At 67.2% G+C, this 13,004-nt stretch carries 13 protein-coding genes; 2 read left to right on the top strand and 11 right to left on the bottom strand.

The window, feature by feature from the left end; all coding sequences use genetic code 11:
- Positions 1-5: 5 nt before the first annotated feature.
- Positions 6-761 carry a YebC/PmpR family DNA-binding transcriptional regulator gene (locus QQ25_RS14745; RefSeq protein ID WP_039319511.1) on the bottom strand — a complete coding sequence of 252 codons (756 nt, stop codon included), beginning with the start codon at positions 759-761 and terminating at the stop codon, positions 6-8.
- A 139-nt stretch (positions 762-900) separates the two neighbouring features.
- Between QQ25_RS14745 and QQ25_RS14740 the strand changes: the two genes are divergently transcribed.
- Both QQ25_RS14740 and QQ25_RS14735 read left to right on the top strand, forming a co-directional pair.
- On the top strand, positions 901-1,296 hold the full coding sequence (locus QQ25_RS14740; RefSeq protein ID WP_039319508.1) for a carboxymuconolactone decarboxylase family protein: 396 nt from the start codon (positions 901-903) through the stop codon (positions 1,294-1,296).
- Positions 1,289-2,185 carry an NAD(P)-dependent oxidoreductase gene (locus QQ25_RS14735; protein WP_039319505.1) on the top strand — a complete coding sequence of 299 codons (897 nt, stop codon included), beginning with the start codon at positions 1,289-1,291 and terminating at the stop codon, positions 2,183-2,185. Before QQ25_RS14740 ends, QQ25_RS14735 begins: the two co-directional genes overlap by 8 nt.
- An 18-nt stretch (positions 2,186-2,203) precedes the next feature.
- On the opposite strand, the gene QQ25_RS14730 is transcribed toward QQ25_RS14735, so the two are convergent.
- The 10 genes from QQ25_RS14730 to thrS all read right to left on the bottom strand — a co-directional run bounded on the left by QQ25_RS14730 (position 2,204) and on the right by thrS (position 12,957).
- Positions 2,204-4,057, bottom strand: coding sequence for an ArnT family glycosyltransferase (locus tag QQ25_RS14730; RefSeq protein ID WP_039319503.1), 1,854 nt, complete (start codon positions 4,055-4,057; stop codon positions 2,204-2,206).
- Between the two features lie 61 nt (positions 4,058-4,118).
- The gene (gene pdxT, locus QQ25_RS14725; protein WP_039319499.1) at positions 4,119-4,700 is read right to left on the bottom strand and encodes a pyridoxal 5'-phosphate synthase glutaminase subunit PdxT; all 582 of its coding nucleotides are present in this window, start codon (positions 4,698-4,700) and stop codon (positions 4,119-4,121) included.
- Positions 4,697-5,545: an acyl-CoA thioesterase II gene (gene tesB / locus QQ25_RS14720; protein WP_039319497.1), complete on the bottom strand. Its 849-nt coding sequence runs from the start codon at positions 5,543-5,545 to the stop codon at positions 4,697-4,699. Before tesB ends, pdxT begins: the two co-directional genes overlap by 4 nt.
- 9 nt (positions 5,546-5,554) lie before the next feature.
- A complete protein-coding gene (pdxS, locus tag QQ25_RS14715) occupies positions 5,555-6,466 on the bottom strand; it encodes a pyridoxal 5'-phosphate synthase lyase subunit PdxS (protein ID WP_039319495.1) in 912 nt (303 codons plus the stop codon).
- A gap of 65 nt (positions 6,467-6,531) precedes the next feature.
- Complete coding sequence (locus QQ25_RS14710) at positions 6,532-7,602, bottom strand: NUDIX hydrolase (RefSeq protein ID WP_039319493.1); 1,071 nt, start codon at positions 7,600-7,602, stop codon at positions 6,532-6,534.
- A 2-nt stretch (positions 7,603-7,604) separates the two neighbouring features.
- On the bottom strand, positions 7,605-8,729 hold the full coding sequence (locus tag QQ25_RS14705; protein WP_039319491.1) for a glycosyltransferase family 4 protein: 1,125 nt from the start codon (positions 8,727-8,729) through the stop codon (positions 7,605-7,607).
- Positions 8,730-8,763: 34 nt separating this feature from the next.
- Positions 8,764-9,606, bottom strand: coding sequence for a phosphatidylinositol mannoside acyltransferase (locus QQ25_RS14700; protein ID WP_234706125.1), 843 nt, complete (start codon positions 9,604-9,606; stop codon positions 8,764-8,766).
- Positions 9,607-9,671: 65 nt separating this feature from the next.
- Entirely contained in the window at positions 9,672-10,319 is a 648-nt protein-coding gene (gene pgsA, locus QQ25_RS14695) for a phosphatidylinositol phosphate synthase (protein ID WP_039320543.1), read from the bottom strand.
- Positions 10,316-10,906 carry an ATP adenylyltransferase gene (locus QQ25_RS14690; RefSeq protein WP_052235831.1) on the bottom strand — a complete coding sequence of 197 codons (591 nt, stop codon included), beginning with the start codon at positions 10,904-10,906 and terminating at the stop codon, positions 10,316-10,318. The genes pgsA and QQ25_RS14690 overlap by 4 nt, the downstream gene beginning before the upstream one ends.
- Positions 10,903-12,957: a threonine--tRNA ligase gene (gene thrS, locus QQ25_RS14685; protein WP_039319487.1), complete on the bottom strand. Its 2,055-nt coding sequence runs from the start codon at positions 12,955-12,957 to the stop codon at positions 10,903-10,905. The genes QQ25_RS14690 and thrS overlap by 4 nt, the downstream gene beginning before the upstream one ends.
- Positions 12,958-13,004 lie beyond the last annotated feature (47 nt).

The raw sequence follows: 13,004 nt of genomic DNA, 5'->3' as shown, positions 1-13,004 counted from the left end.
CCGGACTACTCCTCGTCGAGCTGTGCGGCGACGTCGTCGGGAATGTCGATGTTGGTGTAGACCTCTTGCACGTCGTCGCTGTCCTCCAGCGCGTCGACGAGCTTGAGCACCTTTCGCGCGCCGTCCAGGTCGACCGGAACGCTCACCGAGGGCTGGAAGCTGGCCTCCGCCGAGTCGTAGTCGATGCCGGCCTCCTGCAGCGCGGTACGAACGGCGACCAGGTCAGTGGGCTCGGAGATGATCTCGAAGGAGTCGCCCAGGTCGTTGACCTCCTCGGCGCCGGCCTCCAGGACGGCCATCAGCACGTCGTCCTCGGTCAGACCGTTCTTCTCCAGCGTCACCACACCCTTGCGGGAGAACAGGTAGGCCACTGAACCCGGGTCCGCCATGTTGCCGCCGTTGCGGGTCATCGCGACGCGGACCTCACCGGCGGCACGGTTGCGGTTGTCGGTCAGGCATTCGATGAGCACGGCGACACCATTGGGGCCGTAGCCCTCGTAGGTGATGTTCTGCCAGTCGGCGCCACCGGCCTCTTCACCACCGCCGCGCTTGCGGGCGCGCTCGATGTTGTCATTGGGCACGGAGCTCTTCTTGGCCTTCTGGATGGCGTCGTAGAGGGTGGGGTTACCGGCCGGGTCTCCCCCGCCGACACGTGCCGCGACCTCGATGTTCTTGATCAACTTGGCGAACATCTTGCCGCGCTTGGCGTCGATGACGGCCTTCTTGTGCTTGGTGGTGGCCCACTTGGAATGGCCGCTCATGCAGGTACGCCCCTCTTCCGGTCAAAACTCCGGCTCTCCAGTCTACGTGGACCGTTTTCCGGCACCTACCGGCAGCGCCGCATTGGCGCCGGCGTGTGCGACTGTTGCTCGACGGAGCGCGACATCTGAAAGGGACGCCATGGATCAAGACACGTACGACAAGGGATTGGCGATCCGCACCGCAGTCCTCGGTGAGGACTATGTCCGCAAGGCAGCCGGCAACGTCGACGCATTCTCCAAGCCGCTGCAAGATCTGGTCACCGAGTACTGCTGGGGCGCGGTGTGGGGGCGTGAAGGCCTTGAACTGAAGACCCGCAGCATGCTGAACCTCGCGATGATCGCGGTACTGAACCGGCCGAACGAGCTGAGCACCCACATCCGCGGCGCGCTCACCAACGGCGTCACCCGCGAGGAGATCTGCGAGATCTTCCTGCAGGTGGGCATCTACGCGGGCATCCCGGCCGCCGTCGACAGCTTCCGGCTGGCGCGGGCCGTGTTCGCCGAACTCGACGAGAGCCCGGCAACCGATGAGTGACCCGATCGGCTTCATCGGGCTGGGCAATATGGGCCGGCCCATGATGGAACGGCTGCTCAAGGCGGGATTTCCGGTGGTGGCGTTCGATGTCCGCGAGGACGTGCGCGCCGAGGCGACGGCGCTGGGCGCCCACACGGCCGAATCGGTGCGCGCGGTGGCCGACCAGACCGAGACGGTGTGGGCGAGTCTGCCCACCCCGCAGGTCTCCGAATCCGTGGTCGCCGAACTCGCCGCCGGCTCGGCGATCCGGCGCTTTGTCGATCTGTCGACGGTGGGAGGCCAAGCCGCACAACACAATCACGCTGTTCTCGACGCGCAGGGTATCGCCGCACTGGACAGTCCGGTCAGCGGCGGTGTGCACGGCGCCCAAGCCGGCACTCTCGCGGTGATGGTGTCCGGGCCACGTAGCGAATTCGACGCGCTGGCCCCGCTTTTCGCGGTTCTGGGCCGGGCCATTTTCGTGTCCGAGCAGCCCGGCGCCGCACAGACCATGAAACTGATCAACAACCTGATGGCCGCCACCACCCTGGCCGCGACCGCCGAGGTGATGGTGATGGGCGTCAAGGCAGGCTTGAGCGCCGACGTGATGATCGACGTGCTCAACGCCGGGTCGGGCGGCACCCATGCCAGCCGCGACAAGTTCCCGCGGGCGGTTCTCCCCCGCACCTTCGACTACGGATTCGCCACCGGCCTGATGGCGAAAGACGTGCGCCTCTACCTCACCGAGGCCACCTCTCTCGGCCTGCCGGTCGCGATGGCCGAAGCGGTCCAAGACATCTGGGAACAGACGTTGCGCGTCGAGGGCCCCGAGTCCGACTTCACCTCGGTGATCAAACCGATGGAGAGGTCCGCGGGCGTGATCGTGGAGGGCGACCAACGAGGAGCGTGAACTCGACGGCAGCGGCGGCTATTTCCTGAGCGGTGCGCGCAGGTCGTACACCGTGTCCGAGCCCACCTTGGTCGAGGTGAAGTTGTCTTTCACCCAGTCCGAGATGTCGGTGTGGGAATTGCGTCCGAAGAAGCCGCCGTGGTCGCCGATTTTCGACTCGGAGCCCTTCAGTTCCGGAAGCACGTAGTAGGTGATCTGCCGTTCGGCGACGTAGGCCCGGAACTGTTCCAGGCTCGGCGCCGGGTCCGTGCCGGTGAAACCGCCGACCGCCATTACCGCTGTGCCGGTGGACAATTCGAGCGCTGCAGCGGCCCCGGACCGGTTGATGGCCGCAGACCATCTGGTGGTGGCGCCCCGCAGCATCGCGTTCACCTCTGGATTGTCGGAGCTCCAGCCATGCCCGTGGCCGTTACCGGGGTCGGGCGGTCCGACGGCTGGGCTGCCACCGGTGTGCGATTGTCCCAGGGTGGCCACGGTGTAAGCCGTCGTTCCCGCCAGCCCGCCGGCCAGTGCGACTGCCAACGCGACGGTGGCCGCCGCGCGGCATCCCATGCGCAGCGCGCACAGCAGCGCCGCGGCGGCCACGACAGCAACCACCAGGATCGTCCACCGCAGGGGTGGAAGCCACGACGCATTGCGGCCGAGGATCCAGAAGCTCCACACCGCGGTGCCCAGAAGCATGGCACTCAAACCGATCTGGCCCAGCCGGTCCGCGCGCCGACGCCACATCTCCGCGACTCCGATCGCGAACATCGCCGCCATCGCCGGTGCCAGCGACAGGCAGTAGTACGGGTGGACCATGCTCTTCATGAAGGTGAGCACCAGGCCGTCGATCAGCAGCCAGCCGCCGAACAGGATCGCCCCGGCGCGGACCACGTCGGTCCGTGGCGTACCACGCCTCGCTATCAGCACCAGCACCACGGCGAGCAGGCCCGACGGCAGTAGCCAACCGATTTCGAAGCCGAACTCTCCGGTGAACAGGCGCGCCAGGCCGTGGGACTGGTGGCCGGCCGGGCCGCTACCCATGTGGTTGTGACCGAGAATCCGGCCGAATCCGTTGTAGCCCAACACCAGATTCATGAAGTTGTTGTCGGTGGACCCGGCGAGATAGGGCCGCGACGAGGCCGGCCACACCAGGGTGAGCACCACGAACCATCCGGCGGAAACCAGAAACGCCGCCAGCGCGCCGGCCAGGTGCCGCACGCGCCGTCGCATCGGCACCGCGGCGGCGACCAGGTACACCAGGGCGATCGCAGGCGCGACCATCAGGCCTTCGAGCATCTTGGCCAGGAACGCGAACCCCAACGCCGCGCCGGCCAGCATCAGCCAGCTCGCTCCTGAGCCCCGCAGCGCGCGGACGGTGCAGTACGCCGCGGCCGTCATGAGCAGCACCATCGCGGCGTCGGGATTGTTGAAGCGGAACATCAACGCGGCCACCGGAGTCAGCGCCAGGACCGCACCGGCCAGCAGGCCCGCCTTCGGACCGCTGATCCGGCGGACCGCACCGTGGAGCAACGCCACCGAGCCGACCGCCATCAGCGCTTCGGGGATCAGCATGCCGGCGCTGCTGAACCCGAACAGCTGACCGGACAAGCCCATCACCCACTGCGACACCGGCGGCTTGTCCACGGTGATGAAATTGGCCGGATCCAGCGATCCGAACAGCAGGGCCTTCCAGTTCGAGGAGCCGGCCCAGACCGAGGCCGCATAGAACTGATTGCCCATGCCGTTGACGGTGATGTTCCAGAGGTAGGCCAGCGCGGTGGCGGCCAGCAGGGCGGGCAACGCCAGACGCTCGCGCGCGATCCGCGAAGTGCTCGGCGGGCTTTCGAACGCAGGCTCGGCGGAGGCATCCTCCAGCGTCGTCGTCACATGACCATTAAGTCGGCGCCGCCTTTGTCTGAGCTATGACTGCGCCGTGGGTTTGCTGGTGTCAGAGCGAATCGACGAACAGCTTGTGGATGCGGCGGTCACCGGTCATCTCCGGATGAAAGGACGTGGCCAGCATGGAGCCCTGGCGCACCGCGACGATGTGGCCGGCTGCGCGGGCCAACACTGTGACCTCGGCACCGACCCGCTCGACCCAGGGCGCCCGGATGAACACCGCGTGCACCGGGGAGTCGAGCCCCTCGAAGTCGACATCCTCCTCGAAGGAGTCGACTTGACGACCAAATGCGTTGCGCCGCACCGTCATATCGATGCCCTTCAGGGGAAGCGCCGCCCGTCCCTCAACACCGGCATCCTTGATCTCGGTGGCCAGCAGGATCATGCCTGCGCACGATCCGTAACAGGGCAAGCCGGCGGCGATGCGTGCCCGCAACGGTTCGAGCAGTTCGAATTCGCGCAACAGGTGGCTCATCGCGGTGGACTCCCCGCCGGGAATCACCAGGGCGTCAACCGCATCGAGTTCGGAGATCCGCCGCACCGTGCCGGCTTCGGCGCCTGCCTCCCGCAGCGCAGCCAGATGTTCGCGGGTGTCGCCTTGCAGTGCGAGCACCCCGACCCGAAGGGTCACGAGCCGTCAGCCGGAGTGAAGTTGCGCTGGTAGCGGGTCAGGCCCTCTTGCATCACCGCGGCCACCAGCTCGCCGTACCGATTGAAGATCTTGCCCTGGGTCAGCGAACGCCCACCGCAGGCCGAGGGCGAGGACTGGTCATAGAGCAGCCACTCGTCGGCACGGAACGGCCGCATGAACCACATGGCGTGATCGAGGGAGGCCACCATGAGGTGCTTGCGCACGTCGAGGTGATTGACCTGTGCCGAGCCCAGCAGGGTGAGATCACTCATGTAGGCCAGCGCGCAGATGTGCAGCACGTGGTCGTCGGGCAACGGATCGCGGTGACGGAACCACACCTGCTGTTGGGAGGCTTTGCCCGGCACGCGCGCTACGCGGTCCCGCGGCACGATGCGGACATCCCATTCGGCGAACTGGGCGAAGCCGGCGTCGTCGAACGCTCCCCCGGACCGGAACCCGGGCAGGTCGTCGGGTGCCGGCGCCTCCGGCATGACGTCCTGATGTTCGATGCCGGTCTGGTCGGTCTGAAACGAGGCCGACATCGTGAAGATCGTCTCCCCGTGCTGGATCGCACTGACCCGGCGCGTGGCGAACGACCCGCCGTCGCGGATGCGTTCGACGGTGTAGACCGACGGTGCGCGGGCATCTCCGGGGCGCAGGAAGTAGCCGTGCAGCGAGTGCACCTGATACTTGGGGTCGACCGTGCGCACAGCTGACACGAGCGACTGGCCGGCCACATGGCCGCCGAAGGTGCGCTGCAGGAAACCCGACTCCGGGCTGAACACCCCGCCGCGATAGATGTTGACCTCGAGCTGCTCCAGATCGAGGATCTCTTCAATCGCCATAGGAGGTTGTTACCAGCCGCGTTCGGCGAGCCGATGAGGCTGGGCGATCTCCTCGACGTTGATACCGACCATGGCCTCACCCAGGCCGCGCGACACCTTGGCCAACACATCGGGATCGTCGTAGAAGGTGGTGGCCTTCACGATCGCCGCGGCCCGCTGCGCCGGGTTGCCCGACTTGAAGATGCCCGAGCCGACGAACACGCCCTCGGCGCCGAGCTGCATCATCATCGCCGCATCGGCCGGGGTGGCGATGCCGCCCGCGGTGAACAACGTCACCGGCAACTTGCCCGCCCGGGCCACCTCGGCCACCAGCTCATAGGGCGCCTGCAGTTCCTTGGCCGCGACGTACAGCTCGTCCTCGGACAGCGAGGTGAGCCGGCGGATCTCGCCGCCGATCTTGCGCATGTGGGTGGTGGCGTTCGAGACGTCGCCGGTACCGGCCTCACCCTTGGAGCGGATCATCGCCGCGCCCTCGGTGAGCCGCCGCAACGCCTCGCCCAGATTGGTGGCGCCGCACACGAACGGCACGGTGAACTTCCACTTGTCGATGTGGTTGGTGTAATCGGCCGGGGTCAGCACCTCGGACTCGTCGATGTAGTCCACGCCGAGGCTCTGCAGGATCTGCGCCTCGACGAAGTGCCCGATGCGCGCCTTGGCCATCACCGGAATGGTGACCGCGTCGATGATGCCCTCGATCATGTCGGGATCGCTCATCCGCGACACCCCGCCCTGGGCCCGGATGTCGGCGGGGACCCGCTCCAGTGCCATGACGGCGACCGCGCCCGCACCTTCTGCGATCTTCGCCTGTTCGGGGGTGACGACGTCCATGATCACGCCGCCCTTGAGCATCTCAGCCATCCCGCGCTTCACGCGCGCGGTACCGGTCTGGTTACTAGAGCCGTTCTGCGCCGCGGTATCCACTGGTATCTCCTCCAAATTGCTACTGATTCAGTGTAGTGGAGCCGCCAAATCCATTGAATCCGCAGTCACCGGATGGCTTGCAGCTCGCGATACGCAGACTCCCGCGTATTCGCCAGCGTCGCTGTCGGCTGTTCGGCCAGGTCATTGGCCTGAGCCAACAGCTCACCCAGTTGAAGCGGATACACGGCCTCCCCGCCGGCAACCAACTCGGCGATCATTGTCGCATCGCACCAGCGGTGTCCGTGAATGTAGTGCCGTTCCAGGGTCGTGCGCCCCGTTGCCGACGGCTCGAACCGGGCCGTGCGGTAGATGAAGAAGAATTCCTCGCTGCGGATCACCGACGCGTTGAAGTCGATGACGGCGTCGCGCCGCCACACCGGGCCGATGAAGTCCTCCGGCGCCGCCTGCAGGCCCGTCTCCTCGGCAAGCTCGCGGGCCGCGGCGGCCGCCAGGTCCTCGCCGGGCTGGACGGCGCCACCGACGGTGAACCACCAGCGCGGGGCCGGTTTGTCCGGATCGTCGAGCGCGGGATCACTGCCCCGCAGCAGCAGCACCGCGCCGGTCTCGTCGAGCAGCACCACGCGCGCCGAGGTTCGGCGGCTCACCGGGTTGGCCCCCAAATTGGGCACCGCCTGGGCATCGGGGCTTTCCACGATCTCGAAATAGGTTGGCAGCGCCGCGGTTCCACCCAGCCGCAGCATCCGCACCGCGCGGCGCTCCCGCAAGGCAAGGGTGTCGCGGACGGCATCGTTGTGGAAGCGCCGGGCCAGCAGCACCCGGGCCTCGGCATCGGCCAGTTCGGCGACCAATGCCACCGGCAGCTCCGCCGGGTCGACCGCCGACAATGCGGCCGAGAGGTCGTTCTCGGCGGCCTCACGCGCCGGGCGCGGGGCTCGTTCGGCGGCAGCGGCCAGCGCCGCTAGCCGTTTTCCCTGCGGAGCACCGGCATAGGCATCGACCGCGACGGCGCGGGCCACCACCGCCCGGCGGGCCAGGGCGCCGTCGAGCGCCTGCCACGACAGGTCGTACCGCACGTGCAGCCGGTCGAGCCGATTTGCGGTCTGGAACGCCCACATGCCGACCAGCAGCAGGACCACCAGGACGGCCAATGACGTGATCACCAACCAGGTCGGCATTCTCAGTCACCCACCTGAACTTTGACCCCGGGGCTGGCCACCGTCTCGTACACCCGCATGATCTGGCCGGCAACCACCGACCAGTCGTAGCGCGCCACCCGCTCGGTGGCGGCGTCGACGTATCGCTCGCGCAGCGCCTCGTCGTCGAGCACCTCGATCAGCGCGTCGGCCAGAGCCTCGGCGTCGCCGACCGGCACCAGCCGGCCGGCCTGCCCACCGTCGAGCACGCGGTTGAACGCGTCCAGTTCACTGGCCACCACCGGTGTCCCGGCCGCCATCGCCTCGACCAGCACGATGCCGAAGCTCTCTCCGCCGAGATTGGGGGCGCAGTACACATCGGCGCTGCGCATGGCGGCTGCCTTGGCGTCGTCGTCGACCTGGCCCAGGAAACGAAGGTGACCGGCCAGCTCGCCGGCCTCCTCACGCAACGCATCCTCATCACCGCGGCCCACGATCAGGATCTCGACGTCGGCGAATCGGCGCACCAGTTTGGGCAGCGCGCGCAGCAATACCGGCATGCCCTTGCGTGGCTCGTCGAACCGGCCGAGGAACAGCACGCTGCGGCCGGGCCTCGGATAGCCTTCCAGCCGAGGCGCATTCGCGAACGACGGCACGTCAACCCCGTTGGGGATCTCGACCGCATCCGAGCCGAGCGCTTCCATCTGCCAGCGCCGGGCCAAGTCCGATACCGCGATACGGCCGACGATCTTCTCGTGGTACGGACGCAGAATTCCCTGAAAGACGCTGAGGGTCAACGACTTTGTCGTCGAGGTGTGAAACGTCGCGACGATCGGGCCTTCGGCGGCCTGAAGCGCCAGCATGGAAAGGCTGGGCGCATTGGGCTCGTGCAGGTGCAGCACATCAAATTCTCCCAGCATGAGCCACTTCTTGACCTTCCGGTGGGTGGCCGGGCCGAACCGCAGGCGAGCCACCGAGCCGTTGTACGGAATCGGGACGGCCTTGCCGCCCGACACCACGTAATCCGGCAGCTTCACGTGCGGAGACGACGGCGCCAGGACGCTGACGTAATGTCCGCCCGCGCGCATCACCTCGGCCAGTTGCAGCACATGGGATTGCACACCGCCCGGCACATCGAACGAATAAGGGCAGACCATCCCGATACGCATGGCTAGCTCCGTCGCCTCTTCGCGCAAGCGCTCATCAGGTGGTACCCAGTCGGGCACGACGCTCTGCGGACAGGTCGGCCGGCCACTGCGGCTGCAGCATGTGCCAGTCAGCAGGATGGGCGGCAATATTGGCCGCGAACCGGTCGGCCAGCTGCTGGATGACCACGGACACATTCCCCGACGAGGTGTCGAGCGCGTCGAAGATCTCGACCACGCAATCGTCCCCGTCGTAGTGGACGTGCGCCGGATGCAGTGGGGCGCCGGTTTCGATGGCCAGCTTGGCCGGACCGGCGGGCATCCGGCTGGTTTCACCGAAGAAGTCGACCTCGACACCGTTGCGGGTGAGGTCCCGGTCGGCCATCAGGCAGACGAACATGTTGGCCCGCAACCGTTCCGAGAGCACCTCGAACGGCGGGCGCTCACCCCCGGACAGCGGGAACACCTCGAAGCCCAGGCTCTCCCGGTATTCGATGAAACGGCGGTAGAGCGATTCGGGTTTGAGCCGCTCGGCCACGGTGGCGAACGTGCCGAACTGTTGAGCCAGCCACACGCCGGCCATGTCCCAGTTGCCGCTGTGCGGCAGAGCCAGCACAGCGCCGCAGCCCGCCTCTTGAGCGGCTCGCAGTTTGTCCGCGCCGACGAACACCTCGTCGAGACGCTTGGCCACAGCGGTCAGATCCATCGACGGCAATCGGAACGCCTCCCGCCAGTAACGGGCGTAGGAGGCCAGTGAAGCACGCATCAGCTCGTCGGGCACCTCGGCCGGGGCAACCCCGGTCACCCGGGCCAGGTTCTTGCGCAGCTGCTGCGGACCCCCGCCGCGGGCGGCGTAGAGCGCACCCGCGTCGAACAGATTGCGCGCCACCACCTCCGGCATCGCGCGGACCAGCTGCCAGCCTGCCGCATACCCCAGATCGGTCACCTGCCCGGACAGCGGAATGTTCACGAGGCTCCCGGGGGTTGCAGCCGGTCCATGGCGCCCGGCGAGGTGCGCACGGCATGGATCCGTTGGGCCACCGTGATCACGCTCGCCACCGCCAGCAGCCACGCGGCGACCTGCAGCAGCCATGGCACATGCAGGAACGACACGCCCGAAAGCCCCGCCCCGACGAGCACGATCACCAGGCGCTCCGGACGCTCGATGATGCCGCCGTCGCCGCGCAGCCCGCTGGCCTCGGCGCGGGCCTTGATGTACGAGATCACCTGTGAGGTGACCAGACAGATGAGGATCGCGACCACCAGCGACGGGCTGTGAAGTCCGAACGCCGCCCACCACAGCAGGCCGGCGAAGATGGCGCCGTCGGCGATCCGGTCACACGCCGCGTCCAGCACGGCGCCGAAGCGGGTACCACCGCCGCGTTCGCGGGCCATCGCCCCGTCGAGCATGTCGGCGAGAACGAAGAGGAACACCGCGAACGCGCCCCACCACAGTTGCCCGATCGGGAACAGCGTCAGCGCGGCAGTGACCGATCCGGCGGTTCCGACGATGGTGACGATGTCGGGAGTCAGGCCCGCTCGCAGCGCCGCCTTGGCCACCGGCCGCGACAGTTTCGCGTAGGCCGCCCGGCTCATCAGGAACAGATTGCTCACGGCTGACGGGCCCATTCAGCTGCCAGCAGCTCCCGGGTCTCGCTCAGAAGCTGCGGAATGACCTTGGCGCCACCGATGATGGTGATGAAGTTCGCGTCGCCGCCCCAGCGCGGCACCACATGCATGTGCAGGTGCTCGGCCAGCGATCCGCCGGCCGAGACACCCAGGTTCAGGCCGACGTTGAACCCGTGCGGGCGGGAGACCGACTTGATGACGCGGATCGCCTTCTGCGTGAACGCCATCAGCTCGGCACTCTCGGCTTCGCTGAGGTCCTCCAACTCGGATACCCGCCGATAGGGCACCACCATCAGGTGGCCGGGGTTGTACGGGTAGAGGTTGAGCACGGCGTACACGAGTTCACCGCGGGCGACCATGAGGCCGTCCTCGTCGGACATCTCGGGGATGTCGGTGAACGGCTGCGACGACCCGGCCGAGCCGATCTTGTTGTCGCTCTTGACCGCATCCACGATGTAGCTCATCCGGTGCGGTGTCCACAGCCGCTGCAAATGGTCGGGTTCACCCACGCCATGGTCGATGATGGCGTCTCCGCCGCCGTGGTCGACGATCGACCGCTCGTCCTCGGTCACTTGCCCACCTGAACCAGCTCGGCCGTCGGCACGGCATTGTTGCGGTCGGCGATCCACTTCACGATCGCCTCCACGGCCTCGTCGCGGGGCACACCGTTGATCTGGGTCCGGTCACCGAACCGGAAGCTGACCGCGCCCGCCGCCAGATCTTTGTCACCGGCCAGCAGCATGAACGGCACCTTCATGTTGGTGTGGTTGACGATCTTCTTCGCCATCCGGTCGTCGCTGCCGTCGACCTCGACCCGCACGCCACGCGACTTCAGTTGGGCGGCAACGTCATACAGGTAGTCCAGATGTGCTTCGGCGACCGGGATGCCGACCACCTGCACCGGTGCCAGCCAGGCCGGGAACGCGCCGGCGTAGTGCTCGGTGAGCACACCGAAGAAGCGCTCGATCGAGCCGAACAGGGCGCGATGGATCAGGACGGGCCGTTGACGCGATCCATCCTGGGAGGTGTACTCCAGCTCGAACCGGTCGGGCATGTTGAAATCCAGCTGGATGGTCGACATCTGCCAGTTGCGGCCCAGCGCGTCCTTGACCTGAACGGAGATCTTGGGTCCGTAGAACGCCGCGCCGCCCGGATCCGGCACCAGATCCAGGCCGGAGGCCTCGGCCACCTCACGTAGCGTCTGGGTCGCCTCCTCCCAGACGTCGTCGTCGCCGACGTACTTCTCGGGATCCTTGGTCGACAGCTCCAGGTAGTAGTCGTCCATGCCGTAGTCCGAGAGCAGGTCGAGCACGAACTGCAGCAGCGAGGTCAGCTCGTCGCGCATCTGCTCACGCGTGGTGTAGATGTGGGCGTCGTCCTGGGTCATGCCGCGCACCCGGGTCAGCCCGTGCACCACGCCGGACTTCTCGTAGCGGTACACCGAGCCGAATTCGAAGAGCCGCAACGGAAGTTCGCGGTACGAGCGGCCCCGCGCCCGGTAGATCAGATGGTGCATGGGGCAGTTCATGGGCTTGAGGTAGTAGTCCTGCCCGGGCTTGCGTACCGTGCCGTCCTCGTTGTACTCGGCGTCGATGTGCATCGGCGGGTACATGCCGTCGGCATACCACTCAAGGTGGCCCGAGGTGATGTAGAGCTGTTCCTTGGTGATGTGCGGGGTGTTGACGAACTCGTAGCCGGCCTCGGAGTGCTTGCGCCGCGAGTAGTCCTCCAGCTCCTTGCGGATGACGCCACCCTTGGGGTGGAACACCGGCAGGCCGGACCCGAGCTCGTCGGGGAAGCTGAACAGATCCAGCTCGACGCCGAGCTTGCGGTGGTCGCGGCGCTGCGCCTCCTCGATCAGCTCGAGGTGGCGGTCGAGGGCCTCCTGGGACTCCCAGGCCGTGCCGTAGACACGCTGCAGGCTGGCGTTGTTCTGGTTGCCGCGCCAGTAGGCCGCACTGCTGCGGGTCAACTTGAACGCCGGGATGTACTTGGTGGTCGGGATGTGCGGGCCGCGGCACAGGTCGCCCCAGACCCGTTCCTTGGTGCGGGCGTTGAGGTTGTCGTATGCGGTCAGCTCGTCGCCACCGACCTCCATGACCTCGGGATCGTCCGCGCCCGACTTGTCGTCGACCAACTCGAGCTTGTAGGGCTCGTTTGCCAGTTCCGCGCGCGCCTGATCCTTGGATTCGTAGACGCGCCGCGAGAACAACTGGCCGTCCTTGACGATCTTGGCCATCCGCTTCTCGAGCTTTTCCAGATCTTCTGGGGTGAACGGCTCGGCGACGTCGAAATCGTAGTAGAAACCATCGGTGATCGGCGGGCCGATACCGAGCTTGGCCTGCGGGAACAGCTCCTGCACCGCTTGGGCCAGCACGTGGGCACATGAGTGCCGGATCACGCTGCGGCCGTCCTCGGTGTTGGCGGCCACCGGCGTCACCTCGACATCGGTGTCGGGGACCCAAGACAGGTCCCGCAGGCGCCCGTCGGCGTCGCGCACCACGACGATCGCTTCGGGGGTTCCGCGACTGGGCAGATCCGCCTCGCGCACCGCCGCGCCGGCGGTAGTCCCGGCCGCGACCCGGATCGGGGCAGCGGCGGCTGGGCTGGGGGCGGCGCTCATCGGGGAGTCTCCTACCATGCGGGGTCTAGTGCGAACGCTGTCATGTT

Source organism: Mycolicibacterium setense (genome assembly GCF_000805385.1).
Lineage (GTDB): Bacteria > Actinomycetota > Actinomycetes > Mycobacteriales > Mycobacteriaceae > Mycobacterium > Mycobacterium setense.
Note: the sequence above shows the minus strand (reverse complement) of the source record. Positions and strands in the feature narration are given on the sequence as shown.

Excerpts from the sequence above, each read along its gene's own strand:
- thrS (WP_039319487.1), bottom strand. The coding sequence starts at position 12,957 with ATGAGCGCCGCCCCCAGCCCAGCCGCCGCTGCCCCGATCCGGGTCGCG.
- QQ25_RS14700 (WP_234706125.1), bottom strand. The coding sequence starts at position 9,606 with ATGCCGGAGGTGGTGGCGCGCAATCTGTTCGACGCGGGTGCGCTCTAC.
- QQ25_RS14735 (WP_039319505.1), top strand. The coding sequence starts at position 1,289 with ATGAGTGACCCGATCGGCTTCATCGGGCTGGGCAATATGGGCCGGCCC.
- QQ25_RS14710 (WP_039319493.1), bottom strand. The coding sequence starts at position 7,602 with ATGCCGACCTGGTTGGTGATCACGTCATTGGCCGTCCTGGTGGTCCTG.
- QQ25_RS14705 (WP_039319491.1), bottom strand. The coding sequence starts at position 8,729 with ATGCGTATCGGGATGGTCTGCCCTTATTCGTTCGATGTGCCGGGCGGT.
- tesB (WP_039319497.1), bottom strand. The coding sequence starts at position 5,545 with ATGGCGATTGAAGAGATCCTCGATCTGGAGCAGCTCGAGGTCAACATC.
- QQ25_RS14740 (WP_039319508.1), top strand. The coding sequence starts at position 901 with ATGGATCAAGACACGTACGACAAGGGATTGGCGATCCGCACCGCAGTC.
- QQ25_RS14745 (WP_039319511.1), bottom strand. The coding sequence starts at position 761 with ATGAGCGGCCATTCCAAGTGGGCCACCACCAAGCACAAGAAGGCCGTC.